A 22,174-nucleotide genomic window follows, 5' to 3' on the forward strand; every position below is an offset into this window, starting at 1 on the left:
TCCTGTCCTGAAACCTCGCCCTGAAACCCGTCATCGCCACCCGCGAAGCCCTGCCGCCGCGGGCGGCGAGGGCGTCCGAGTAGAATCCCGCCCCATCATGGCCGATCCGACCCCCGCAGAAGTCCAGAGCTACATCGCCCAGGGTCTCGCTTGCAGCGAGCTCCAGGTGGAGGGCGACGGGCGTCATTTCTTCGCGACCATCGTGTCGGCCGAGTTCGAGGGCCTGAGCCGGATCAAGCGCCACCAGCGCGTGTACGCGGCCCTGGGCGATCGCATGCGCGAGCAGATCCACGCGCTGTCGATGAAGACGCTGACTCCCGCCGAACACGCGGCCCAGGGCGCCGCGCTGCATCACCATCACTGAAAGCCACCCGGCTTCGAGGCGGGTGGCGGTGTGGCGCCGTCCGGTGAACCCGCTGCCGTCCCGCTGAACAGCCTGAAGCGCTCCCCGCTTGGAGCGCGCGTTCACCGAGGACACCGCATGATCACGCTGGCACTCTCCAAAGGCCGCATCTTCGAGGAAACGCTGCCCCTGCTGGCAGCCGCCGGCATCTCCGTGCTGGAGGACCCGGACAGCTCCCGCAAGCTGATCCTGCCGACCAACCAGGCCGACGTGCGCGTCGTGCTGGTGCGCGCCACCGACGTGCCCACCTATGTCGAGTACGGCGGCGCCGACCTCGGCGTGGCCGGCCGCGACGTGCTCATCGAGCACGGCGGCCAGGGCCTGTACCAGCCGCTGGACCTGCGCATCGCCGCGTGCCGCATGAGCGTGGCCGTGCGCGACGACTTCGACTACGACCACGCCGTGCGCCAGGGCTCGCGCCTGCGCGTCGCCACCAAGTACACGGCCATCGCGCGCCAGCATTTCGCCGACAAGGGCGTGCACGTGGACCTGATCAAGCTCTACGGCTCGATGGAACTGGCCCCGCTGACCGGACTCGCCGACGCGATCGTCGACCTCGTCTCCACCGGCAGCACGCTCAAGGCCAACCGGCTCGTCGAGGTGGAACGGATCATGGACATCTCCTCGCGGCTCGTGGTCAACCAGGCCGCGCTCAAGCTCAAGCGCGAGGCCCTGAAACCGCTGATCGACGCGATCGCCACCGCCATCCCTTCCTCGGCCGCCGCTGCCTGACCCGGAGCCCGCCATGCTGAACCTGCGATCCCTGAGCACGGCCGATGCCGATTTCGACGCCGCGTTCCAGCGCGTGCTGCACTGGTCCGCCGAGACCGACGCCGCCATCGAGTCCCGCGTCGCCGAGATCCTCGCCGACGTCCGCGCGCGCGGCGATGCCGCGGTGCTCGAGTACACCGCCCGCTTCGACCATCTCCAGGCCGAGTCGCTCGGCGCGCTGGAGCTGACACGCGAGGAGCTGAAAGCCGCCTTCGACGGCCTGCCTGCCGCGCAGTCGCAGGCGCTGACGCAGGCCGCCGAGCGCGTGCGCCGCTATCACGAGCGCCAGAAGCAGGCCTGCGGCGAGAGCTGGAGCTACCGCGACGAGGACGGCACGCTGCTGGGCCAGAAGGTCACGCCGCTGGACCGGGTGGGCATCTACGTGCCCGGCGGCAAGGCCGCCTATCCGTCCAGCGTGCTGATGAACGCGATTCCCGCGCAGGTCGCCGGCGTGCCGGAGATCGTGATGGTCGTGCCCACGCCGCGCGGCGAGAAGAACCCGCTGGTGCTGGCCGCGGCCTACGTGGCCGGTGTGCATCGCGCGTTCACGATCGGCGGCGCGCAGGCCGTGGCCGCGCTGGCCTACGGCACCGCCACCGTGCCGCGCGTGGACAAGATCACCGGCCCGGGCAACGCCTACGTCGCCAGCGCCAAGAAACACGTCTTCGGCCAGGTCGGCATCGACATGATCGCGGGGCCCAGCGAGATCCTCGTGCTGGCCGACGGCACGACCCCGCCCGACTGGGTCGCGATGGACCTGTTCAGCCAGGCCGAGCATGACGAGCTCGCGCAGAGCATCCTGCTGTGCCCGGACGCCGGCTACATCGCGCAGGTGCGCGAGGCCATCGAGCGTCTGCTGCCCGGCATGCCTCGCCGCGACGTGATCCGCGCGTCGCTGGAGGGCCGCGGCGCGCTGATCCACACGCGCTCCATGGACGAGGCCTGCGAGATCAGCAACCGCATCGCGCCCGAGCACCTGGAGGTGTCCAGCGCCGATCCGCATCGCTGGGAGCCGCTGCTGCGCCATGCCGGTGCGATCTTCCTGGGCGCGTACACCAGCGAGTCGCTGGGCGACTACTGCGCCGGGCCCAACCACGTGCTGCCCACCTCGGGCACGGCGCGGTTCTCGTCGCCGCTGGGCGTCTACGACTTCCAGAAGCGCTCCAGCCTCATCGAGGTCAGCGAGGCCGGCGCGCAGGTGCTGGGCCCGATCGCCGCGACGCTGGCCTATGGCGAGGGCCTGCAGGCGCACGCGCAGGCCGCGGAGTTCCGCCTGAAGCGCTGACCCCCGTCCCGGTCCCGCCGCCCGCCGCCCGCGCAGATTTCACGCCCGCACGGCGGGCAAACCCTGGGTCGCGGATAAAGCGCCACATTTGCCGCTGTTTCGCGTTTCGCCCTTTCGTGCGAAACGCCTAGCATGCTTCGAACACATTCCTCACAGGACGTCGAAGCATGAAGGTCTCGGATCTGCGCGTCGGAGTGCGCATCACGTTGGGTTTCGCGGCGGTGCTGCTGGCCACGGTGCTGGTGGGGGTCGTGGCGATCACCCGCATGCAGGTGATCCAGAATAACGTCGAGGAGATGGGCTCGGACTGGGTCCCCTCGATCAACGCGGCCAATGCGATCCGCGGCCAGCTCAATGAGCTGCGCCGGGCCGAGATGGCCATGTGCCTGAAGGACGTGGTCCTGGAGGTCGAGCAGGAGCAGGAGCGCATCAAGAACCTGCGCGACAAGGTCCTGCCCGACCTGGCCAAGCAGTACGACGCGCTGGTGTCCTCGCCGGAGGAGGACGCCGCGTGGAAGGAGGCCAAGAGCAAGTACGCCGCCTTCCTGTCCGTGCAGGACAAGCTGATCACCGCGCGCAAGGCCGGCAACCGCGGCGAGTACCAGGCCACCGTCAACGGCGAATCGCAGCAGGCCTTCTTCGCGCTGGTCATGGCGATGCAGAAGCTCGTGGACGTCAACACGCGCGGCGCGGACGAGAGCGTCACCGAATCGCGCGCCGCCTACAAGACCGCGCTCACGACGATGATCGTGCTGATCGTCGCGGCGCTGGCGGCCGGCAGCGTGCTGGCCTTCTACCTGACCCGCAGCACCGTGCGGCCGCTCAACGAGATGGTCGGCGTGGCCAGCCGCGTGGCCGAGGGCGACCTGACCGTGGACATCGACACCTCGCGCCGCGACGAGCTGGGCCAGCTCGCGCAGGCGCTCTCGGCGATGCAGGGCGCGTTGAGCCGCTCCCTGTCCGCGGTGCGGGAGAGCGCCGAGAGCATCGCCATGTCCAGCGGCGAGGTCGCCGCGGGCAGCAGCGATCTGTCGGCGCGCACCGAGCAGATGGCCTCCAGCCTGGAGGAGACCTCCGCCACGATGCAGGCGCTGACCGACACCGTGCGCCTGAACGCGGACTCGACGCGCCAGGCGAGCCAGCTGGCGCTCAACGCCAGCCAGGTGGCCGATCGCGGCGGCGCGGTGGTGTCCGAGGTGGTCAACACCATGGACCAGATCAATGCGTCGTCGCGCAAGATCGCCGACATCATCGGCACCATCGACGGCATCGCCTTCCAGACCAACATCCTGGCGCTGAACGCGGCGGTGGAAGCCGCCCGCGCGGGCGAGCAGGGCCGCGGCTTCGCGGTCGTGGCCAGCGAGGTCCGCTCGCTGGCGCAACGCAGCGCCGAGGCCGCCAAGGAGATCAAGACCCTGATCGGCGCCAGCGTCGAGCGGGTGGACGTCGGCTCCAGGCTGGTGAGCGACGCGGGCGAGACCATGCGCGAGATCGTCGCCGCCGTGCAGCGGGTGACGGACATCATCCAGGAGATCTCCTCGGCCACGCAGGAGCAGAGCACCAGCCTGATGGAGGTCGGCCAGGCCGTGCAGCGCCTGGACGAGGTCACCCAGCAGAACGCGGCGCTCGTGGAGGAATCCTCCGCCGCGTCCGAGTCGCTGCGCGAGCAGGCCGGCAGCCTGAAGCACGTGGTCGCGCAGTTCAGACTCCACGGCTGAAGCAGGGCTTCACGGGACACGAAGTTCGTGGAACACGAACTTCGTGTTACTCTGCGGCCCTCATGAAGAACGTCACCGTCACCATGGAAGACAGCGTCGCCGAGTGGGCGAGGCTGGAGGCGGCGCGGCGCAACACGAGCGTCTCGCGCCTGGTGGGCGAGCTGCTCGCCGAGAAGATGCGTCATGACGACGCCTACGAGCGCGCGCTGCAGGACTGGTTGCACCGCGAGCGCACCTGGTCCTCCGACGGCGCGCCGTATCCCGGCCGGGAGCTGCTGTGAGCGCCCCGATCGAGCTGACCGGACCGGTCTTCGTCGACACCTCCGTCCTGGTGCTCAGCGAGGACGGCGCCGATGCCGCGCGCCGCGCCCGGGCCATGCTGTGGCTGCGCGTGCTGTGGCAGCAGCGCCTGGGCCGCACGTCCAGCCAGGTGCTCAATGAGTTCTACCGCTCGGTGACGACCCGCATCACCCCCGCGATGCCCAATGGCGACGCGCGCGCCGAGGTGCGCCGCTACCAGCGCTGGACGCCGTGGTCCACGGACCACGCGACCGTCGAATCGGCCTGGTCGCTGGAGAGCCGCTTCGCGCTCCCCTACGCCGACGCGCTGATCGTGGCCGCGGCCAAGGCGCAAGGCTGCGAGGTGCTGCTGAGCCTGGCCCTGCCGCATGGCCAGCTGTATGACAGCGTGCTGATCGTCGATCCGCTGCGGGTGCTGCCGGCGGGTGTGTCGCCCGCGGATGCTCCCCTGGATACCCCCTTGGACACCGCCTCCCCGCCGGTGCTTGCCCCATGACCGCCGAGACTGACGCCTCCCCGGACCACGCCCTGAAGCGCGCCCTGGGCGTGCTGCGCGCCGACGTGCGCGCGATGCAGGCCTATCAGGTGCACCCGTCTTCCGGCCTCATCAAGCTGGACGCGATGGAGAACCCGTTCCGGCTGCCCGCGGAGCTGCAACGCGCGCTCGGCGAGCGCCTCGGCGCGGTGGCCATCAACCGCTATCCCGGCGAGCGCACGCAGGACCTGGCCCAGGCGCTGGCCGCGCACGCGGGGCTGGACGCGGACAAGGGCCTGATGCTGGGCAACGGGTCGGATGAGCTGATCTCGCTGCTGGCGATGGCGGTGTGCCGGCCGGGCGAACGCGTCGCCGTGCTGGCGCCGGTGCCGGGCTTCGTCATGTACGCGCTGTCGGCCAAGTACCAGCACCTGGACTTCGTCGGCGTGCCGTTGACGGCCGACTTCGAGCTCGACGAGGCCGCGATGCTCGCCGCGATCGCCGAGCATCAGCCGGCGATCGTCTTCCTGGCCTATCCGAACAACCCGACCGCCAACCTCTGGGACGCCGCCGTCATCGAGCGCATCGTCCAGGCCGCGCCGGGGCTGGTCGTCATGGACGAGGCCTATCAGCCGTTCGCCGCGCGCGATGCGATGGCGCTGATGGCGCGGTATCCGCAGGTGCTGATCATGCGCACGATGAGCAAGTTCGGCCTGGCCGGCGTGCGCATCGGCTACATGATGGGCGACGCGGCGCTGATCGGCCACATCGACAAGCTGCGCCCACCCTACAACGTCAGCGTGCTCAATGCCGAGGCCGGCCTCTTCGCGCTGGAGCACGCCGAGGTCTACGAGCGCCAGGCCGTGGTGCTCCGCGACGAGCGTGCCGCGCTGCAGGCCGCGCTCGCGCGGCTGCCGGGCGTGCACGCGTATCCGAGCGAGGGCAACATGATCCTCGTGCGCGTGCCCGACGCGGACCGCCTGCATGCGGGCATGAAGGCGCGCGGCGTGCTGGTCAAGAACGTCTCGGGCATGCATCCGCTGCTGGCGCGCTGCCTGCGCCTGACCGTCGGCTCGGCCGAGGAGAACGCCGCGATGCTGGGCGCGCTCGAGGCGTCCTTGGCCGCGCTGGCCGCGGTGCCTTCCGCCTGATGTCAGACTGAATCCTTTCACTCCGTCCTTCCTGAACCCCTGGGAATCCCCATGAGCTCCGAACGCATCGCCGAAGTCCGCCGCGACACCAAGGAAACGCAGATCCGCGTGCGCGTGAATCTCGACGGCACCGGGCAGTCGTCGCTGAACACCGGCATCGGCTTCTTCGACCACATGCTCGACCAGATCGCCCGGCACGGCCTGATCGACCTCGACATCGAGGCCAAGGGCGACCTGCACATCGACGGTCACCACACCGTCGAGGACGTCGGCATCACGCTGGGCATGGCGGTGGCGCAGGCCATCGGCGACAAGAAGGGCCTCACGCGCTACGGCCACAGCTACGTGCCGCTGGACGAGGCGCTGTCGCGCGTGGTGGTGGACTTCTCCGGCCGGCCGGGCCTGGCGATGGAGGTGAAGTTCACCGCCGGATCCGTCGGCGCCTTCGACACGCAGCTGACCTACGAGTTCTTCCAGGGCTTCGTGAATCACGCGCTGGTGTCGCTGCACGTGGACAACCTCAAGGGCCACAACGCGCACCACCAGTGCGAGACGATGTTCAAGGCCTTCGGCCGCGCGCTGCGCATGGCGATGACGCTGGATCCGCGCTCGGCGGGGGTCATCCCGTCGACCAAGGGGACGCTGTGAACGCACCGCGGACCGTGGCCGTCGTCGATTACGGCATGGGCAACCTGCGCTCGGTGTCGCAGGCGGTGATGGCCGCGGCGCAGGACCAGGGCGTGCGCGTCGTCATCACGGCGCGGCCCGAGGAGGTCTACGCCGCCGAGCGCGTCGTGCTGCCGGGCCAGGGCGCGATGCGCGACTGCATGCGCGAGCTCCACGAGAGCGGCCTGCAGGAAGCGGTGCTCGACGCGGCCGCCCGCAAGCCGCTGATGGGCGTGTGCGTGGGCATGCAGATGCTGCTGGACCACAGCGAGGAGCAGGACACGCCGGGGCTGGGCCTGATCCCCGGACGCGTGAAGCGCTTCCGGCTCGAGGGTCAGCTGCAGCCGGACGGCAGCCGCTACAAGGTCCCGCAGATGGGCTGGAACCGCGTGCACCAGACGCGGGCGCATCCGGTGTGGGGCGAGGTGGCGGACGAGAGCTGGTTCTACTTCGTGCACAGCTTCTACGCCGAGACGTCGGACCCGCGCGACAGCGCCGGCCAGAGCGACTACGGCACGCGCTTTACCTGCGCGGTGGCGCGGGATAACATTTTTGCCACCCAATTCCACCCCGAGAAAAGTGCCGCGTCCGGGCTCGCCCTGTATCGCAATTTCCTGCACTGGTCGCCCTGAGGCGCGCGTCTTCCTCCTCCTTCCCTTCCTCCACCCCAAGCTCATCGGTCCATGCTGCTGATTCCCGCGATCGACCTGAAAGACGGCAAGTGCGTCCGCCTCAAGCAAGGCGACATGAACGACTCCACGACCTTCGGCGAGGATCCGGCCGAGATGGCCCGCCGATGGGTCGATGCCGGCGCGAGACGCCTGCATCTGGTGGACCTGAACGGCGCCTTCGCCGGCAAGCCGGTCAACGAGGCCGCCATCAAGGCGATCCTGCGCGAGGTCGGTGACGACATCCCGGTGCAGCTGGGCGGCGGCATCCGCGACCTGGACACGATCGAGCGCTACCTCGACGACGGTCTGTCCTACGTGATCATCGGCACCGCCGCGGTGAAGAACCCCGGTTTCCTGAAGGACGCCGCGTCGGCCTTCGGCGGCCACATCATCGTGGGCCTGGACGCCAAGGACGGCAAGGTCGCCACCGACGGCTGGAGCAAGCTCACCGGGCACGAGGTCATCGACCTGGCCCGCAAGTTCGAGGACTACGGCATCGAGGGCGTCATCTACACGGACATCGGCCGCGACGGCATGCTCACGGGCATCAACATCGACGCCACGGTGAAGCTCGCGCAGGCCTTGTCGATCCCGGTGATCGCCTCGGGCGGACTGTCCAACATGGCCGACATCGAGCAGCTCTGCGCGGTCGAGTCCGAAGGCGTCTCGGGCGTCATCTGCGGGCGCGCGATCTACACGGGCGACCTCGACCTGGCCGCCGCGCAGCGTCGTGCCGACGAGCTGAACGGGGGCTGAGCGGTGCTGGCCAAGCGGATCATTCCGTGCCTGGACGTGACCGGCGGTCGCGTCGTCAAGGGCGTCAACTTCGTCGAGCTGCGTGATGCGGGCGACCCGGTGGAAATCGCCGCGCGCTACAACGAGCAGGGCGCCGATGAACTGACCTTCCTCGACATCACCGCCACCAGCGATGGCCGCGACCTGATCCTGCCGATCATCGAGCGCGTCGCGTCGCAGGTCTTCATCCCGCTGACGGTGGGCGGCGGCGTCCGCTCGGTGGCCGACGTGCGGCGGCTGCTGAACGCGGGGGCGGACAAGGTCAGCTTCAACTCGGCGGCGGTCGCCGATCCCGAGCTGATCCGCGCGGCATCGGACAAGTACGGCGCGCAGTGCATCGTGGTCGCGATCGACGCCAAGCGGCGGGCCAATGCCGACGGCAGCGCCGGCTGGGATGTGTACACGCATGGCGGCCGCAAGAACACGGGCCTGGACGCCGTCGAGTGGGCCACGCGCATGGCGCAGCTGGGCGCGGGCGAGATCCTGCTGACCAGCATGGACCGCGACGGCACGAAGAGCGGCTTCGACCTGGCGCTGACGCGCGCGGTCGCGGACGCGGTCAGCGTGCCGGTGATCGCCTCGGGCGGTGTCGGGTCGCTGCAGGACCTGGCCGACGGCATCACGCAGGGCGGTGCCGACGCGGTGCTGGCCGCGAGCATCTTCCATTACGGCGAGTACACCGTCGGCGAGGCCAAGGCGCTGATGGCGGCGCAGGGCATTCCGGTCCGCCAATGACGATCCGGCACAGCAACCGGCCCGGTCCGCGCGTCACGGTGGGCGAGGGCGCGGTCAAGCCGCGGCCGCCCAAGGCCGCGGGTCCCGGCGAGGTCCGCATCGTGGGCGGCGTGTGGAAGCGCTCCAAGCTGCCGGTGCCCGTCAGCGAGGGGCTGCGGCCGACGCCGGATCGCGTGCGCGAGACGGTCTTCAACTGGCTGGGTCAGGACCTGGCCGGCTGGCGCGTGCTGGATGCCTTCGCGGGCAGTGGCGCGCTGGGCTTCGAGGCCGCGTCGCGCGGCGCGGCGCAGGTCGTGCTGCTGGAGCGCGATGCCAGGCTGGCCACGGCGCTGCGGGCCAACCTCAAGCGCCTGGACAAGGACAACACGGTGCCGATGACGATCGCGAACGCCGACGCGCTCGCGTGGATGCAGCGGGCGGCACCGGGCAGCTTCGACCTGGTGTTCCTGGATCCGCCGTTCGCGCAGGTCCTGTTCGCGGCCGCGCTGACGGCGGCGGCGCCCTTGCTGGCCGAGGGCGGGCTGATCTACCTGGAATCACCGGAGCCGGTGGAGCCGCCCGCGGCGCTGGGCTTGTCCGTGTGGAAGGAAGGGCGTGCCGGGGCGGTGCATTACCGCTTGTTGCGCCGCGGCGGATAATCCGCCCCCATGACTTCCCAGACGCTGCTGACGGCCGTTTATCCCGGCACCTTCGATCCGATGACGCTCGGACACGAGGACCTCGTGCGCCGCGCCAGCCGGCTCTTCGAGCGCCTGGTGCTCGCGGTGGCGGCCGGCCATCACAAGAAGACGATGTTCAGCGTGGACGAGCGGCTGGACATGGCGCGGCAGCTGACGGCGGCGTATCCCAATGTCGAGGTGGTCGCGTTCAAGGGCCTGCTGCGTGACTTCGTCATGGACAACGGCGGCAAGGTCGTGGTGCGCGGCCTGCGGGCGGTGTCCGACTTCGAATACGAATTCCAGATGGCCGGCATGAACCGGCAACTGATGCCGGACGTGGAGACGGTGTTCCTGACGCCGTCGGACCATTACCAGTTCATCTCGTCGACCTTCGTGCGCGAGATCGCGACGCTGGGTGGAGAGGTGTCCAAGTTCGTCTCGCCGCTGGTGCGCGAGCGGCTGGAAGAGCGCATCGCCAAGAACCGCGTGGAGCAGTAAGCCATGGCGTTGATGATTACCGACACGAGAGGCGGAAACAGGCAAGGCATGCCTTGCCCCGCCGAGCGCGGCGAGCGCTTGCAAGCGCTTGCCGTCTTCGTCGGTCGCTGGGAGGTCGCAGTATGGCCCTGATGATTACCGACGAATGCATCAACTGTGATGTGTGCGAGCCCGAGTGCCCGAACCAGGCGATCTCGATGGGCGAGGAGTACTACCAGATCGAGCCGGGCAAGTGCACCGAGTGCGTCGGGCATTTCGACGAGCCGCAATGCGTGATGTTGTGTCCGGTGGCCTGCATTCCGGTGAATCCCGGGCATGTCGAGTCGCGCGAGACGCTGATGCAGAAGTACATCCGGCTGACGCAGCAGTCCGCCTGACTGTGTTGCCTACTTGAATGGGCAATTGAAGCGCCGTTCGCCGCGGCGCACCATCGCCTCCTTCTGATTCCGGTGGCCGAGTGAGCGTCGTGAGACGCGCCGGAATCGGTTCAACGGAAGGAGCCGTGATGGCGGACATCGATGATGTGGCGGATTACTTGATCGTGAAGCTGTGGGAGGCCGGCGAGCGTCCCAGCGTGCATCGTTTGCACAAGTTGCTCTATTACGTGCAGGGCTGGCACCTCGCCTTGCACGATCGCCCGCTGTTTCCGGAGCGATTTCAAGCCTGGGTGCATGGGCCCATCTGCAAGCCGCTGTTTGAGCGATTCTCCGCAGATCGATCGCTGTATGGCGTGGTGGAGCCGAAGGACGCGCGTCCGTCCTTTACTTTTGAAGTGCTGAGCTTCGAGGAGCGACAGCATGTCGACCGAGTGCTGAACGACTACGCGATCTATCCGACCTTCCAGTTGATGTGGATGACACGGCAAGAGCGCCCCTGCCTGAAGGCGCGAGGCCCCCTGGCGCTTGGGGACCGCTGCGAGCGGGAACTCGACGAGTGCGAGATGCGCGCGTACTTCATTGAAGAGCAAGGGGTCGAGCATGAAGACCGCCGCACCGAAGCCCGCTCTTGAGCGTCACCGCCTGGGTTCCGGCGCGGGCCTCCCGAGTGTCACCCGGCCCGGCCATCTGTCGGCGAAACAGCCGAGGGCGCCAATGAACCCCCGGTGAGGGATCAGGGACTTCGTGAAGGGACGCTTCGTCTCCACGACATTGATTGGAAGGGTCGAGGCGTTCCGATTGCGCCTCAGGATCTGGATTGGCTGGAAGACATCTATCGGCCGCTTGGGAGCGACTTCGCGTTGATCCAGATTGCCATTTCCAAGGCAGAGGGCCGTCTGATTGGATTCTTCGATGAGGAGGCCATCTTCCAGATCGTCCTCTTCGACCCCCTCCACAACGCCCAACCCAGCAAGTTCAACGACTACAAGGTCCGGCTGTCCAAGCCGCTGGGCTGCGAGGTCACGGCGCCCGTTGCAGCCGTTGCATCCACTGCGGCCGCAGAGCCCAGCGCTCACAGCGACCAACGCTCACCGTAGGCGGGAGGCCGGGGCCATTGGTCGGCGGAGGGTGGGGCGTCGGGATGCTCCTGGCTCCAGCGGCGGGCGAGCATCCATCCGCCATGGCTCACCACGAGCGCGCCGCCTGACCAGCGCGATGCGCGCGTGAGCAGCGCGGTCAAAGGCTCACCGCCCGCCGGTGCGAAGCGCGCGAAGTCCGCGACCCACGCGTCGATCTCCGCTTTCGGAATCGCCGCCCAAGGCCGTCCGTCCCAGGCGCCGAAGTCGAGTTCCGCCAAGGTCGCGTCCACATGGTGTCGCCAGCCCCAGCGCCGCAGCCATCGGCCGACATCGGCGCATCGCTGCAGCGGCGAGGTCCACACCTCATGCGCCAGGCGATGCCGCCGCGCATGCGCCTGGATGCGACGCGCGAGCCGCTTGGCCCGGCGGCGGTCCACCGGCAGGTCGCAGCGCGCGCCCATGCACAAGCCTCGCGCGCCGTCCGGTTTCGGATGGCGCCAAACGGCGATGGCGCCGCCTGTCATCACGACACCGGGAACAGCGGTGCCAGCGCCAGGAACGCGAGCAGCGCGCCCAGCTCCACCACCTGCTGCGTGGCGCCGAGCGTGTCGCCCGTGTAGCCGTGCAGCCGGCGCTCCAGCATCGACTGCATATACAAGGTCAGCCCTGCCGCCACCACCACCGCGCCCAGCATCAACGGCACGTTCTCGGGCGTGACCCACGCGATCACCGCGGTCGCGAGCACCACCAGCCCGAGCGCGATCGTCAGGCCCGGCCCGCTGATCTGCGTGGCCAGCGGCTTGGCCTTGGCGTGCTCCGCGTCCCCCGCGTAGGGCAACGCGTGCAGCAGCCAGACCGGCGCGGCGCGCGAGGCCACATGCGCCCACACCGTGGCGATCACCGCCAGCAGCGGGTCGATGTCCGCCAGCCCCAGCAGCACCGCCGCCTTCAGGCCCAGCACCAGGATCAGGCCCAGCGCGCCGTAGCTGCCGATGCGCGAGTCCTTCATGATCGTCAGCGCCTTCTCGCGCGACACCGCGCCGCCCAGCGCGTCGCAGCTGTCGGCCAGGCCATCCTCGTGGAAGCCGCCGGTCAGCCAGACGCTGGCCGCCATCGCCAATCCGACGGCCACCGTCGCCGGCACGACCTGCAGCGCGCCCCACAGCACCAGCGCGGAGAAGCCGCCCACCACCGCGCCCACGAGCGGGAAGTAGCGCGCGCACTGCTGCAGCCAGGCCGACTCGAATCCCACCCATCCCGGGATCGGCACACGGGTGAAGAACTGCAGGGCGATGAAGAAGAGACGGAGCTGATGCATGTTTTTCTTTTGGGACTTCACTCGAAGCCGCGGTCCTTCACGACGGCATAACGCGACATCGTCGCCATCCGCGCGGTCTCGTGGCGGACGATGGGTTCGGGGTAATCGCGGCCCAGCACCACGCCGCAGGCCGCCAGCACCTCCGGCTTGGCCAGCCACGGTGCGTGGATCAGCTTGGCCGGCAGCTTGTCCAGTTGCGGCAGATAGCGCTTGATGAACTTGCCGTCGGGGTCGAACTTCTCGCTCTGGTTGACCGGATTGAAGATCCGGAAGTAGGGCTGCGCGTCGCAACCGCTGGACGCGGCCCATTGCCAGCCGCCGTTGTTGGCGGCAAGGTCGAAGTCGATCAGCTTCTCGGCGAAATAGGCCTCGCCCCGGCGCCAATCGATGCCCAGGTCCTTGATCAGGAAACTCGCCACGACCATGCGCAGCCGGTTGTGCATGTAGCCCGTCTCGTTGATCTGATGCATCGCCGCATCCACCAGCGGGTAACCGGTGCGGCCCTGGCACCAGGCGTCGAAGTCCGCGTCGGCGTCGGGTCCGTCGGCCCAGGCGATGCGGTCGTACTCGGGGCGGAAGGCGCGCTCGGCCACGCGCGGATGGTGATGCAGCACCTGGTGATAGAAGTCGCGCCAGATCAGCTCGGACAACCACACCTGCGCGCCCGCGCTGTGCGTCTTTCCATGGCCTCGCCGCCAGGCCTCGCGCGCCAGCGTCCGGATCGAGATCGTGCCGAAACGCAGGTGCGTGCTCAGGTAGCTCGGGCCCTTGGCGGCGGGGAAGTCGCGCGTGTCGCCGTAGCGGTCGATGCGCGAGAGGAACTCGTCGAAGAGCCGCCGCGCGCCCGCGCTGCCGCCCGCGAGCGCGGCGCTCAGTCCGGCCGGCTCGAAGCCGATGTCGGCGAGTGACGGGATGCCGCGGCGGCGCTCGACCTCGGCACCGCGGGCCAAGTGCGCCGCGTATCGCTCCACGGGATACGCGCTGAGGAAGAAGGGGTTGATCTCGCGCAGCCAGGCGTTCTTGTAGGGCGTGAAGACGCCGTAGGGCTTGCCCGCACCGGTAAGGATCTCCGAGCGCTCGAAGACCACGTGGTCCTTGAAGCTCTCCACCGACACGCCGCGCGCCAGCAGCGTCTGGCCGACGTCGGCGTCTCGGCGCAGCGCGTCGGGATCGTCGTCGTGGTTGAAGTAGAGCGCATCGACGCCCAGCTCCGCCGCCAGCGCCGGGATCTGCTCCCGCGCGGCGCCATGGCGCACGATCAGGCCGGCGCCGGGCGCGAGCGCGGCCAGGTCGGCGTCCAGCACCCGCAGCGCGTCGAGGATGAATTCCACTCGGCGGTCCGCGCGCGGCAGGGGGGCCAGGATGTCGGTGTCCAGCACGAAGACGCAATGGACCCGCTCATGACGTTTGAGCGCGTGATACAGGGCAGCGTGATCATCCGCGCGCAGATCGCGCCGGAACCAGACAAGGGCGTTCATGGGGACGGAGTGTCGGTGAAATAGAATCCGCCCCTATGTCCAAGGAACGCATCGACCTCACCAACCAGTTCCTGATCGCCATGCCGGGCATGGTGGACGAGACCTTTGCCGGCTCCGTCGTCTACCTGTGCGAGCACAACGAGAAGGGCGCGCTGGGCCTGGTCATCAACAAGCCGATCTCGCTGACCCTGGGCAACCTGTTCGAGAAGGTCGAGCTGGAGCTCGCCGACGTCGACATGGCCGCGCGGCCGGTGTTCTTCGGCGGGCCGGTGCAGACCGAGCGCGGCTTCGTGCTGCATGAGCCGCTGGACGAGCAGGGCAACCACTACAACGCCACGCTGGCCGTGCCGGGCGGGCTGGAGATGACCACCAGCCGCGACGTGCTGGAGGCGCTCTCCAGCGGCGCCGGCCCCAAGCGCGTGCTGGTCACGCTGGGCTACAGCGGCTGGGCCGCCGGTCAACTCGAGGAAGAGCTCGGCCGCAACGGCTGGATCACCGTCGATGCCGCGCCCGACATCATCTTCGACACGCCCATCGAGGAGCGCTACGACAAGGCGCTCGCGCTGCTGGGCATCGACCCGCGGATGCTCAGCCAGGAGGCCGGGCACGCATGACCCCCGGAAGCGCCATGACCGCCATGAGCCCAGCTTCCCCCGCTTCCTTCGTTGCCCCCCTCGGATTTGATTTCGGTACCAAGCGCCTGGGCGTGGCCACCGGCAACCGGATGCTGGGCAGCGCGCGGGGCTTGCGCACGATCACCGAGCAGGGCGATGCCCGATGGGCCGCGATCGCGGCGCTGATCCAGGAATGGCAGCCCGACGCGCTGGTCATCGGCGTGCCGCGGCACCCCGACGGCGCACCGCATGAGATGACCGCCCGCGCGCTCAAGTTCGCGGGCCAGCTGCGCGGCCGCTACCGGCTGCCGGTCGTGGAAGTCGACGAACGCTACACCAGCGCGGAAGCCCAGTCCCAGGGCGCGCGCGACCTCGATGCCGCCAGCGCGGCATTGATCCTCGAACAATTCTTCCGGGAACACCCATGAGCACATTGCACCTCGATGCGGAAGCGCTCTACGCCGACCTCGTGCGCGGCGTCCAGCGGCTGCTGCAACCCGACTGCGCGCTGGTCGGCATCTGGTCGGGCGGCGCCTGGCTGGCCGAACGGCTCCAGCAGGACCTGAAGCTGCCCGGTCAGCACGGCGTGATCTCCAGCGCGCTGCATCGCGACGACTTCGGCAGCAAGGGCATGAACGCGAGCGCGGACCACACCAAGCTGCCCTTCGAGGTCGAGGGCCGCCACATCGTGCTGATCGACGACGTGCTCTACACCGGGCGCACGACGCGCGCGGTGATCAACGAGCTCTTCGACTTCGGCCGGCCCGCCAGCGTCACGCTGGCCGTGCTGGTGGACCGCGGCGGCCGCGAGCTGCCGATCGAGCCGGTGTTCTCGGCCGCGCGCGTCGCGATCAAGCCCAGCCAGCGCCTGAGCCTGGCCAAGGATCCCTCCGGCCGATTCAGCTTCGACGTGAAGGAGGACTGACGCCATGCTGAGCAAACGCAACCCGCAACTGAACAAGCATGGCGAGCTGATCCATCTGCTCTCCACCGAGGGCCTGCCCAAGGCCGTGCTGCACCAGATCCTGGACACGGCGGGCACCTTCCTCTCAGTCAACGACCGCGAGGTCAAGAAGGTGCCGCTGCTGCGCGGCAAGTCGGTGTTCAACCTGTTCTTCGAGAACAGCACCCGCACCCGCACCACCTTCGAGATCGCCGCCAAGCGCCTCTCGGCCGACGTCATCAACCTGGACATCGCGCGCTCGAGCGCGGCCAAGGGCGAGACGCTGCTGGACACCGTGGCCAACCTGTCGGCGATGCACGCGGACATGTTCGTCGTCCGCCACAGCGAGTCGGGCGCGCCGTATCTGATCGCGCAGCACTGCGCGCCGCACGTCCACGTGGTCAACGCCGGTGACGGCCGCCATGCGCATCCGACGCAGGGCCTGCTGGACATGTACACGATCCGTCACTACAAGAAGGACTTCACCAACCTGACGGTGGCGATCGTCGGCGACATCGTGCATTCGCGGGTGGCGCGCAGCGACATCCACGCGCTCACGACGCTGGGCGTGCCCGAGATCCGCGCGGTGGGTCCGAAGACGCTGGTGCCGGGCGACCTCAAGGACATGGGCGTGCGCGTGTGCCACGACATGGCCGAGGGCGTGAAGGACGCGGACGTCGTCATCATGCTGCGCCTGCAGAACGAGCGCATGAGCGGCGCGATGCTGCCCAGCACGGGCGAGTACTTCAAGAGTTTCGGCCTGACGGCGGAGAAGCTCGCGCTGGCCAAGCCCGATGCGATCGTGATGCATCCGGGCCCGATCAACCGGGGCGTGGAGATCGCCTCCAACGTCGCCGACGGCGCGCACAGCGTGATCCTGCCGCAGGTGACCTTCGGCATCGCGGTGCGCATGGCCGTCATGTCCATCCTGGCGGGGAACGAAGCATGAAGATCCTGATTCAGAACGGCCGTCTGCTGGATCCCGCCTCGGGGCTGGACCGCGTCGGCGACCTGGCCATCGCCTCGGGCCGCATCGTCGGGCTGGGCGAGGTGGGCGACTTCAACGCCGACCGCGTCATCGACGCCACCGGGCTGGTGGTCGCGCCGGGTCTGGTGGACCTGGCCGCGCGCCTGCGCGAACCCGGCCATGAGCATGAAGGCATGCTCGAGAGCGAGCTCGCCGCGGCCGCGGCAGGCGGCGTGACCAGCCTGGTCTGCCCGCCGGACACCGATCCCACGCTGGATGAGCCCGGCCTCGTCGAGATGCTGAAGTTCCGCGCCCGCAAGCTCAGCCGCTGCCGGCTGTTCCCGCTGGGTGCGCTCACGCGCGGCCTGGCCGGCGAGGCGCTCACCGAGATGGCCGAGCTGACCGAGTCCGGCTGCGTGGGCTTCTCGCAGGCGCATGTGCCCATCCGCAACACGTTGACGGTGCAGCGCGCGATGCAGTACGCGGCCAGCTTCGGCTACACGCTGTGGCTGCATCCGCAGGATCCGTGGCTGAGCGGCGGCGTCGCCGCCAGCGGCGCGGTCGCGACGCGGCTGGGCCTCTCTGGGGAGCCGGTCGCCGCCGAGACCATCGCGCTGCACACCATCCTGGAGCTGGTGCGCGTGACCGGCTGCCGCGTGCACCTGTGCCGCCTGAGCAGCGCGGCCGGCGTCGAGCTGGTCCGTCAGGCCAAGAAGGACGGGCTGCCGGTGACGGCGGACGTGTCGATCAACTCGCTGCACCTGAGCGACGTGGACATCGGCTACTTCAACTCGTCGATGCGGCTCACGCCGCCGCTGCGTCAGCAGCGCGACCGCGACGCGCTGCGCGCGGCGCTGGCCGACGGCACGATCGACGCGCTGGTCAGCGACCACAACCCGGTCGCGGCCGATGAGAAGACGCTGCCCTTCGCCGAGGCCACGCCCGGCGCGACCGGCCTGGAGCTGCTGCTGAGCCTGGCGCTGCGCTGGGGCCAGGACGAAGGCCTGTCGCTGGCGCGGACACTGGACACCATCACCGGCCGTCCGGTGAAGGTGCTGGGCCAGGCGCTGGGATCGCTGGCCGCGAGCGCGGGCCGGCTGGTCGAGGGCGGGGTGGGCGACGTGGTCGTCTTCGACGCCGAGGCCAGCGGCGCGGTCACGCCCGAGCGGCTGGTCAGCCAGGGCAAGCACACGCCGTTCTCGTTCGACCTCACCGGCTTCGAGCTGCCGGGCCGGGTCTGCTACACGCTGGTGGCGGGCACGGTCGCGTTCGAATCGCACGTCACCGACGTCGAGCGCGCCTGATGTCCGCGCGGGTCGGCGTCCTGGTCGGCGCGTGGCGGGCGGCGCGGATGCTCGCGCACATCGCGCATGGGGTCTATCTGGTGCAACTGCGGTGGTCGGGCTTCGAGCCGTCGCGGCGCACGCAGCTGGTCGGCTGGTGGTCGCGCAAGCTGCTGCGCTTGCTGGGCGTGCGGCTGGAGGCGCCGGGCGATCAGACCCCGACACCGCGCCTGATCACGGCGAATCACGTGTCGTGGCTGGACATCGCCGCGATCCACGCGGTGATGCCGGAGGCGAGGTTCGTCTCCAAGGCCGACATCGCGACCTGGCCGATCGTGGGAGCGCTCGCGACGGCGGTGGGCACGCTGTACATCGAGCGCGCGAGCAAGCGCGACGCGCTGCGCGTCGTGCACAAGACGGCCGAGGCCCTGGCCAGGGGCGAGACCGTGGCGGTGTTCCCTGAAGGCACGACCGGCGGCGGCTACCCGCTGCTGCCCTTGCACGGCAATCTGCTGCAAGCCGCGATCAGCACGCACACGGCCTTGCAACCGGTGGTGCTGAGATGGCATCAGCCCGGGACGCCGTACAGCGAGGCGGCGCAGTACATCGGCCAGATGACGCTCTTCGAGAGCCTGTGGCGCATCCTGACGGCACGGGATCTGGCCGTCGAGGTGAGATCGCTGCCGGCGATGCCCACGGAAGGCCTGGACCGCCGTCACCTGGCGGAGGCCCTGGCCGCGCGCATGAATGAGGCGCTGCCTCGGCCGTAGCGCGCTCATCGCCCGCTACCGGGAATGCCGGATGCCCTGGGGGCCCGGTTTGGTGCGAGGATCCCGCGATGCTGCTGTGCTTCGATGATGAACAGGACCTGGCCACGCGTTTGGCCAGGGAGTTGGGCCGCCCGATGGGCGTGGTCACGAGGCATCGCTTCCCGGATGGGGAGATGCGCGTGGTGCTGCCCAAGCCCTTGCCGGCGGACGTGATCGTGCTGCGCGGCATGCAGCATCAGCCCAATGACCGGCTGGTGGAGCTGCTGATCGCCGCTCCGGCGGCGCGCGGCTGGGGCGTGAGACAGCTGATGCTGGTGGCGCCCTATCTGGCGTACATGCGGCAGGACATGGAATTCACGCCCGGCGAGGCGGTGAGCCAGCGGCACATCGCGGCCTTGTTGTCGACGCAGTTCGACCGGGTGGTGACGGTGGATCCTCACCTGCACCGGATCGCGAGCCTGGATGAGGTGATGCCGCCGGGGCGGGGCGTGGCCTTGTCGGCGGCGGCCTTGCTGGGCCGGTTCATCGCGGCGCAGGTGCCCGGGGCGGTGCTGGTCGGTCCGGATGAGGAATCCGGCCAATGGGTGGCCGAGGCGGCGCGGTCCGCCAAGCTCGAGCATGCGGTCGGACGCAAGGTGCGCTTCGGCGACACGCAGGTGAAGCTGGCGTTCCCGGAGCTGGACGTGCGCGGCAAGGCGGTCGTGCTGCTGGACGACATGGCGTCGACGGGGCGCACGCTGATCGGCGCCGCGCGCGAGGCGCTGGACCGCGGCGCGGCGAGCGTGGATGTGGCGGTGACGCATGCGCTGTTCAACGGCGATGCCTTGCCGGCGCTGCGCGAGGCGGGCGTGCGTCACATCTGGAGCAGCAACGCCGTGCCCCATGAGACCAACGCGGTCTGCGTGGCCGAGCTGCTGGCGACGGCGCTGCGGAGGAAGTAGGCCCAGGCCCACGCGCCCAACAAAAAAAGCCCGGCATCGCCGGGCTTTCTGCTTTCAGGGCGCGATCGGGACGATCAGCGCCAGCGTGAAGACGTCACGCCTTGCCCTGGTTGGCCACCGCCGCGGCCGCCTTCGCGGCCGCTTCCGCGTCGCCCAGGTAATAGCTCTTGATGGGCTTCAGGTCCTTGTCCAGTTCGTAGACCAGCGGAATCCCGTTGGGAATATTCACGCCAACGATGTCTTCGTCGGCAATCCCATCCAAATACTTCACGAGGGCCCGGATCGAGTTGCCGTGGGCCGCGATCAGCACGCGTTGGCCCGACAGAATGGCGGGTGCGATCTGTTCGTTCCAGTAGGGCAGCACGCGGGCCACGGTGTCCTTCAGGCACTCGGTCAGCGGAATGTCCGTGGGCTGCAGGCCGGCATAACGGATGTCCCCGCGCTCGCTGCGCGGGTCCGACGCTTCCAGCGCCGGCGGCGGAGTGTCATAGCTCCGACGCCAGACGAGCACCTGCTCGTCTCCGTATTGCTTGGCCATGTCCGCCTTGTTCAGACCCTGAAGTCCGCCGTAATGGCGTTCGTTCAGCCGCCAGCTGTGCCGCACCGGCAGCCACTGGCGGTCCATCTGATCCAGGCAATGCCACAGGGTCCAGATGGCGCGCTTGAGCACCGAAGTGTGGGCCACGTCGAAATCGACACCGGCCTCCTTCAGCAGACGGCCCGCCTGCTTGGCCTGCTCCACCCCGGTGGGCGTCAGATCCACATCGGTCCATCCGGTGAAACGGTTCTCGAGATTCCAGGTCGATTCGCCATGGCGAATCAGCACGAGCTTGTACATGGGTCTTGGGTGAGTTCGTGAGGTTTGGCCGGGTTCCGGCAGGCCCGGCGGATTCTAGAGGCAGCCCCCGAGGGCCCCGGCCTCAAGAACCCTTCCGCAGGGCCGACAACTGCTTTCGTACCGTGCGAAAGGCGTCTCCGATGCCCCAAAACGGTTCGTGAAAAGAACATGCCCGCGTTGGGCGTTAACGCTGTACAGGAGTACTTGCAATGATGGTGATGAAGAGCTTCCGACTGGCGCCCGTGGCGCTGGCGCTGCTGGCTTTCGGCGCGCAGGCGCAGGGTCAGTCGGAGTCGATGTTCTCGTTCTCGGGCTTCGGCACGGTCGGCCTGACCGGCGCGACCAAGAATGGCGCCGAGTACGTCATCCCCGGCCAGGTGCATGGCGCGGACAAGGACCTCAGCGGTGAGGTCGACTCCAAGCTTGGTCTGCAGGGCACGGCCAAGTTCAACGCGCAGTTCTCCGCCACCGTGCAGGTCCTGACCAAGCAGACCGGCAAGGGCGACTGGACCCCGGCGGTCGAGTGGGCCTTCGCCAAGTGGCAGGCCACGCCGGGCCTGGCGATCCGCGCCGGCCGCATGGGCGCGCCGTTCTTCGCGGTGTCCGACTTCCGCGACGTGGGTTACGCCAACACCTGGCTGCGCCCGCCCATCGACGTCTACGGCCAGGTGCCGGTGAGCCACTTCGACGGCGCCGACGTCAACTGGACCACGCAGGTGATGGGCAAGACCGTGTCGGTGCAGGCCTTCGGCGGCGAGAGCTCCGCCTACGTGCGCCAGGTCAAGGTCGAGATCAAGAAGCTGGTCGGCGTGAACTTCACCGCCGAGCTGGCCGACGGCCTGAACCTGCGCGTCGGTCACGCGCAGGGCAAGCTGAGCGCGCACAGCGCCAGCGCCACGCAGCTGGTCAGCGTGCTGCGCCAGACGCCGTTCGCCTCGGTGGGCAACGAATTCGACGCGACCGACAAGGACGCGAGCTTCTCCGGCATCGGCCTGACCTATGACGAAGGCCAGTGGGTCGTCGCCGCCGAGTACACCAAGCGCCGCACCGATTCGTTCGTGCCGGACACCACCGGCTGGTACACGACGGTCGGATACCGCGTCGGCAAGTTCACGCCGTACGCCACGCTGTCGCAGCAGAAGACGGACAGCTCCAACGTCAACAACACGATCCCGGGCACGGTCGTCGTGGGCGGCCTGCCGCTGCGCGCCGTCGTGGACGCGGCCACCGCCGCGCAGAGCACCCCGCAGAAGACCATCGGTCTGGGCGTGCGTTGGGACGCCTGGCGCAATGTCGCCGTGAAGGCCCAGTACGACAGCATCAAGACCACCGGCGCCGGCCAGTTCTACAACGTCCAGCCCGGCTTCAACAACGAGCGCGTCGGGGTATACAGCCTCGCCGTCGACTTCGTGTTCTAAGCATCAGAGACAACAAGAGGC

28 protein-coding genes are annotated in these 22,174 nt (G+C 69.0%); 24 read left to right on the plus strand and 4 right to left on the minus strand.

What is annotated here, in order from left to right; all coding sequences use genetic code 11:
* The first annotated feature begins 97 nt into the window (after positions 1 to 97).
* From ACNI65_RS01805 to ACNI65_RS01880, 16 genes are all read left to right on the plus strand, one after another.
* Positions 98 to 364 carry a BolA family protein gene (locus tag ACNI65_RS01805; RefSeq protein ID WP_416760838.1) on the plus strand — a complete coding sequence of 89 codons (267 nt, stop codon included), beginning with the start codon at positions 98 to 100 and terminating at the stop codon, positions 362 to 364.
* A gap of 117 nt (positions 365 to 481) precedes the next feature.
* A complete protein-coding gene (gene hisG / locus ACNI65_RS01810; protein ID WP_416760839.1) occupies positions 482 to 1,135 on the plus strand; it encodes an ATP phosphoribosyltransferase in 654 nt (217 codons plus the stop codon).
* 13 nt (positions 1,136 to 1,148) lie between these two features.
* The gene (gene hisD / locus ACNI65_RS01815) at positions 1,149 to 2,459 is read left to right on the plus strand and encodes a histidinol dehydrogenase (protein WP_416760840.1); all 1,311 of its coding nucleotides are present in this window, start codon (positions 1,149 to 1,151) and stop codon (positions 2,457 to 2,459) included.
* Between the two features lie 167 nt (positions 2,460 to 2,626).
* A complete protein-coding gene (locus ACNI65_RS01820) occupies positions 2,627 to 4,177 on the plus strand; it encodes a methyl-accepting chemotaxis protein (protein ID WP_416760841.1) in 1,551 nt (516 codons plus the stop codon).
* A 62-nt stretch (positions 4,178 to 4,239) separates the two neighbouring features.
* Entirely contained in the window at positions 4,240 to 4,458 is a 219-nt protein-coding gene (locus tag ACNI65_RS01825; RefSeq protein WP_416760842.1) for a CopG family transcriptional regulator, read from the plus strand.
* Positions 4,455 to 4,973 (plus strand): PIN domain-containing protein, encoded by a 519-nt coding sequence (locus tag ACNI65_RS01830; RefSeq protein ID WP_416760843.1) that lies wholly within the window; start codon positions 4,455 to 4,457, stop codon positions 4,971 to 4,973. The genes ACNI65_RS01825 and ACNI65_RS01830 overlap by 4 nt, the downstream gene beginning before the upstream one ends.
* Complete coding sequence (hisC, locus tag ACNI65_RS01835; RefSeq protein WP_416760844.1) at positions 4,970 to 6,103, plus strand: histidinol-phosphate transaminase; 1,134 nt, start codon at positions 4,970 to 4,972, stop codon at positions 6,101 to 6,103. The genes ACNI65_RS01830 and hisC overlap by 4 nt, the downstream gene beginning before the upstream one ends.
* Positions 6,104 to 6,154: 51 nt before the next feature.
* A complete protein-coding gene (gene hisB / locus ACNI65_RS01840; RefSeq protein WP_416760845.1) occupies positions 6,155 to 6,751 on the plus strand; it encodes an imidazoleglycerol-phosphate dehydratase HisB in 597 nt (198 codons plus the stop codon).
* Complete coding sequence (gene hisH / locus ACNI65_RS01845; RefSeq protein WP_416760846.1) at positions 6,748 to 7,401, plus strand: imidazole glycerol phosphate synthase subunit HisH; 654 nt, start codon at positions 6,748 to 6,750, stop codon at positions 7,399 to 7,401. The genes hisB and hisH overlap by 4 nt, the downstream gene beginning before the upstream one ends.
* Positions 7,402 to 7,452: 51 nt before the next feature.
* The gene (hisA, locus tag ACNI65_RS01850) at positions 7,453 to 8,196 is read left to right on the plus strand and encodes a 1-(5-phosphoribosyl)-5-[(5-phosphoribosylamino)methylideneamino]imidazole-4-carboxamide isomerase (RefSeq protein ID WP_416760847.1); all 744 of its coding nucleotides are present in this window, start codon (positions 7,453 to 7,455) and stop codon (positions 8,194 to 8,196) included.
* A gap of 3 nt (positions 8,197 to 8,199) precedes the next feature.
* The gene (hisF, locus tag ACNI65_RS01855; protein ID WP_416760848.1) at positions 8,200 to 8,970 is read left to right on the plus strand and encodes an imidazole glycerol phosphate synthase subunit HisF; all 771 of its coding nucleotides are present in this window, start codon (positions 8,200 to 8,202) and stop codon (positions 8,968 to 8,970) included.
* Positions 8,967 to 9,608 (plus strand): 16S rRNA (guanine(966)-N(2))-methyltransferase RsmD, encoded by a 642-nt coding sequence (rsmD, locus tag ACNI65_RS01860; RefSeq protein WP_416760849.1) that lies wholly within the window; start codon positions 8,967 to 8,969, stop codon positions 9,606 to 9,608. The genes hisF and rsmD overlap by 4 nt, the downstream gene beginning before the upstream one ends.
* Before the next feature lie 9 nt (positions 9,609 to 9,617).
* Entirely contained in the window at positions 9,618 to 10,127 is a 510-nt protein-coding gene (coaD, locus tag ACNI65_RS01865) for a pantetheine-phosphate adenylyltransferase (protein WP_416760850.1), read from the plus strand.
* 122 nt (positions 10,128 to 10,249) lie between these two features.
* A complete protein-coding gene (locus ACNI65_RS01870; RefSeq protein ID WP_416760851.1) occupies positions 10,250 to 10,504 on the plus strand; it encodes a YfhL family 4Fe-4S dicluster ferredoxin in 255 nt (84 codons plus the stop codon).
* 128 nt (positions 10,505 to 10,632) lie between these two features.
* On the plus strand, positions 10,633 to 11,136 hold the full coding sequence (locus ACNI65_RS01875) for a Panacea domain-containing protein (protein WP_416760852.1): 504 nt from the start codon (positions 10,633 to 10,635) through the stop codon (positions 11,134 to 11,136).
* 228 nt (positions 11,137 to 11,364) lie between these two features.
* Positions 11,365 to 11,601: a hypothetical protein gene (locus tag ACNI65_RS01880; RefSeq protein WP_416760853.1), complete on the plus strand. Its 237-nt coding sequence runs from the start codon at positions 11,365 to 11,367 to the stop codon at positions 11,599 to 11,601.
* Here the strand turns inward: ACNI65_RS01880 and ACNI65_RS01885 are convergent.
* From ACNI65_RS01885 to ACNI65_RS01895, 3 genes are read right to left on the minus strand one after another with little or no spacing between them, the layout of a single operon-like run.
* On the minus strand, positions 11,577 to 12,107 hold the full coding sequence (locus tag ACNI65_RS01885; RefSeq protein ID WP_416760854.1) for a histidine phosphatase family protein: 531 nt from the start codon (positions 12,105 to 12,107) through the stop codon (positions 11,577 to 11,579). The genes ACNI65_RS01880 and ACNI65_RS01885 overlap by 25 nt on opposite strands.
* The gene (locus tag ACNI65_RS01890; protein WP_416760855.1) at positions 12,107 to 12,901 is read right to left on the minus strand and encodes an adenosylcobinamide-GDP ribazoletransferase; all 795 of its coding nucleotides are present in this window, start codon (positions 12,899 to 12,901) and stop codon (positions 12,107 to 12,109) included. Before ACNI65_RS01890 ends, ACNI65_RS01885 begins: the two co-directional genes overlap by 1 nt.
* A gap of 17 nt (positions 12,902 to 12,918) precedes the next feature.
* Positions 12,919 to 14,379: a cryptochrome/photolyase family protein gene (locus ACNI65_RS01895; RefSeq protein WP_416760856.1), complete on the minus strand. Its 1,461-nt coding sequence runs from the start codon at positions 14,377 to 14,379 to the stop codon at positions 12,919 to 12,921.
* Between the two features lie 35 nt (positions 14,380 to 14,414).
* Between ACNI65_RS01895 and ACNI65_RS01900 the strand changes: the two genes are divergently transcribed.
* The 7 genes from ACNI65_RS01900 (at position 14,415) to ACNI65_RS01930 (ending at position 19,897) form a co-directional block, all read left to right on the plus strand.
* The gene (locus tag ACNI65_RS01900) at positions 14,415 to 14,993 is read left to right on the plus strand and encodes a YqgE/AlgH family protein (protein WP_416760857.1); all 579 of its coding nucleotides are present in this window, start codon (positions 14,415 to 14,417) and stop codon (positions 14,991 to 14,993) included.
* Positions 14,994 to 15,007: 14 nt separating this feature from the next.
* Positions 15,008 to 15,421 (plus strand): Holliday junction resolvase RuvX, encoded by a 414-nt coding sequence (ruvX, locus tag ACNI65_RS01905; RefSeq protein ID WP_416760858.1) that lies wholly within the window; start codon positions 15,008 to 15,010, stop codon positions 15,419 to 15,421.
* A complete protein-coding gene (pyrR, locus tag ACNI65_RS01910; RefSeq protein WP_416760859.1) occupies positions 15,418 to 15,918 on the plus strand; it encodes a bifunctional pyr operon transcriptional regulator/uracil phosphoribosyltransferase PyrR in 501 nt (166 codons plus the stop codon). Before ruvX ends, pyrR begins: the two co-directional genes overlap by 4 nt.
* A 4-nt stretch (positions 15,919 to 15,922) precedes the next feature.
* The gene (locus tag ACNI65_RS01915; protein WP_416760860.1) at positions 15,923 to 16,885 is read left to right on the plus strand and encodes an aspartate carbamoyltransferase catalytic subunit; all 963 of its coding nucleotides are present in this window, start codon (positions 15,923 to 15,925) and stop codon (positions 16,883 to 16,885) included.
* Entirely contained in the window at positions 16,882 to 18,207 is a 1,326-nt protein-coding gene (locus ACNI65_RS01920) for a dihydroorotase (protein ID WP_416760861.1), read from the plus strand. Before ACNI65_RS01915 ends, ACNI65_RS01920 begins: the two co-directional genes overlap by 4 nt.
* On the plus strand, positions 18,207 to 18,956 hold the full coding sequence (locus tag ACNI65_RS01925) for a lysophospholipid acyltransferase family protein (protein ID WP_416760862.1): 750 nt from the start codon (positions 18,207 to 18,209) through the stop codon (positions 18,954 to 18,956). Before ACNI65_RS01920 ends, ACNI65_RS01925 begins: the two co-directional genes overlap by 1 nt.
* Before the next feature lie 68 nt (positions 18,957 to 19,024).
* Positions 19,025 to 19,897 (plus strand): ribose-phosphate diphosphokinase, encoded by an 873-nt coding sequence (locus tag ACNI65_RS01930; protein WP_416760863.1) that lies wholly within the window; start codon positions 19,025 to 19,027, stop codon positions 19,895 to 19,897.
* A 94-nt stretch (positions 19,898 to 19,991) separates the two neighbouring features.
* Here the strand turns inward: ACNI65_RS01930 and gpmA are convergent, their stop codons facing one another.
* The gene (gene gpmA / locus ACNI65_RS01935) at positions 19,992 to 20,735 is read right to left on the minus strand and encodes a 2,3-diphosphoglycerate-dependent phosphoglycerate mutase (RefSeq protein ID WP_416760864.1); all 744 of its coding nucleotides are present in this window, start codon (positions 20,733 to 20,735) and stop codon (positions 19,992 to 19,994) included.
* 218 nt (positions 20,736 to 20,953) lie between these two features.
* On the opposite strand from gpmA, the gene ACNI65_RS01940 reads away from it, so the two are divergent.
* Positions 20,954 to 22,153 carry a hypothetical protein gene (locus tag ACNI65_RS01940; protein ID WP_416760865.1) on the plus strand — a complete coding sequence of 400 codons (1,200 nt, stop codon included), beginning with the start codon at positions 20,954 to 20,956 and terminating at the stop codon, positions 22,151 to 22,153.
* Positions 22,154 to 22,174: the final 21 nt, after the last annotated feature.

Source organism: Roseateles sp. So40a, assembly GCF_048081605.1.
Taxonomy (GTDB): domain Bacteria; phylum Pseudomonadota; class Gammaproteobacteria; order Burkholderiales; family Burkholderiaceae_C; genus Roseateles.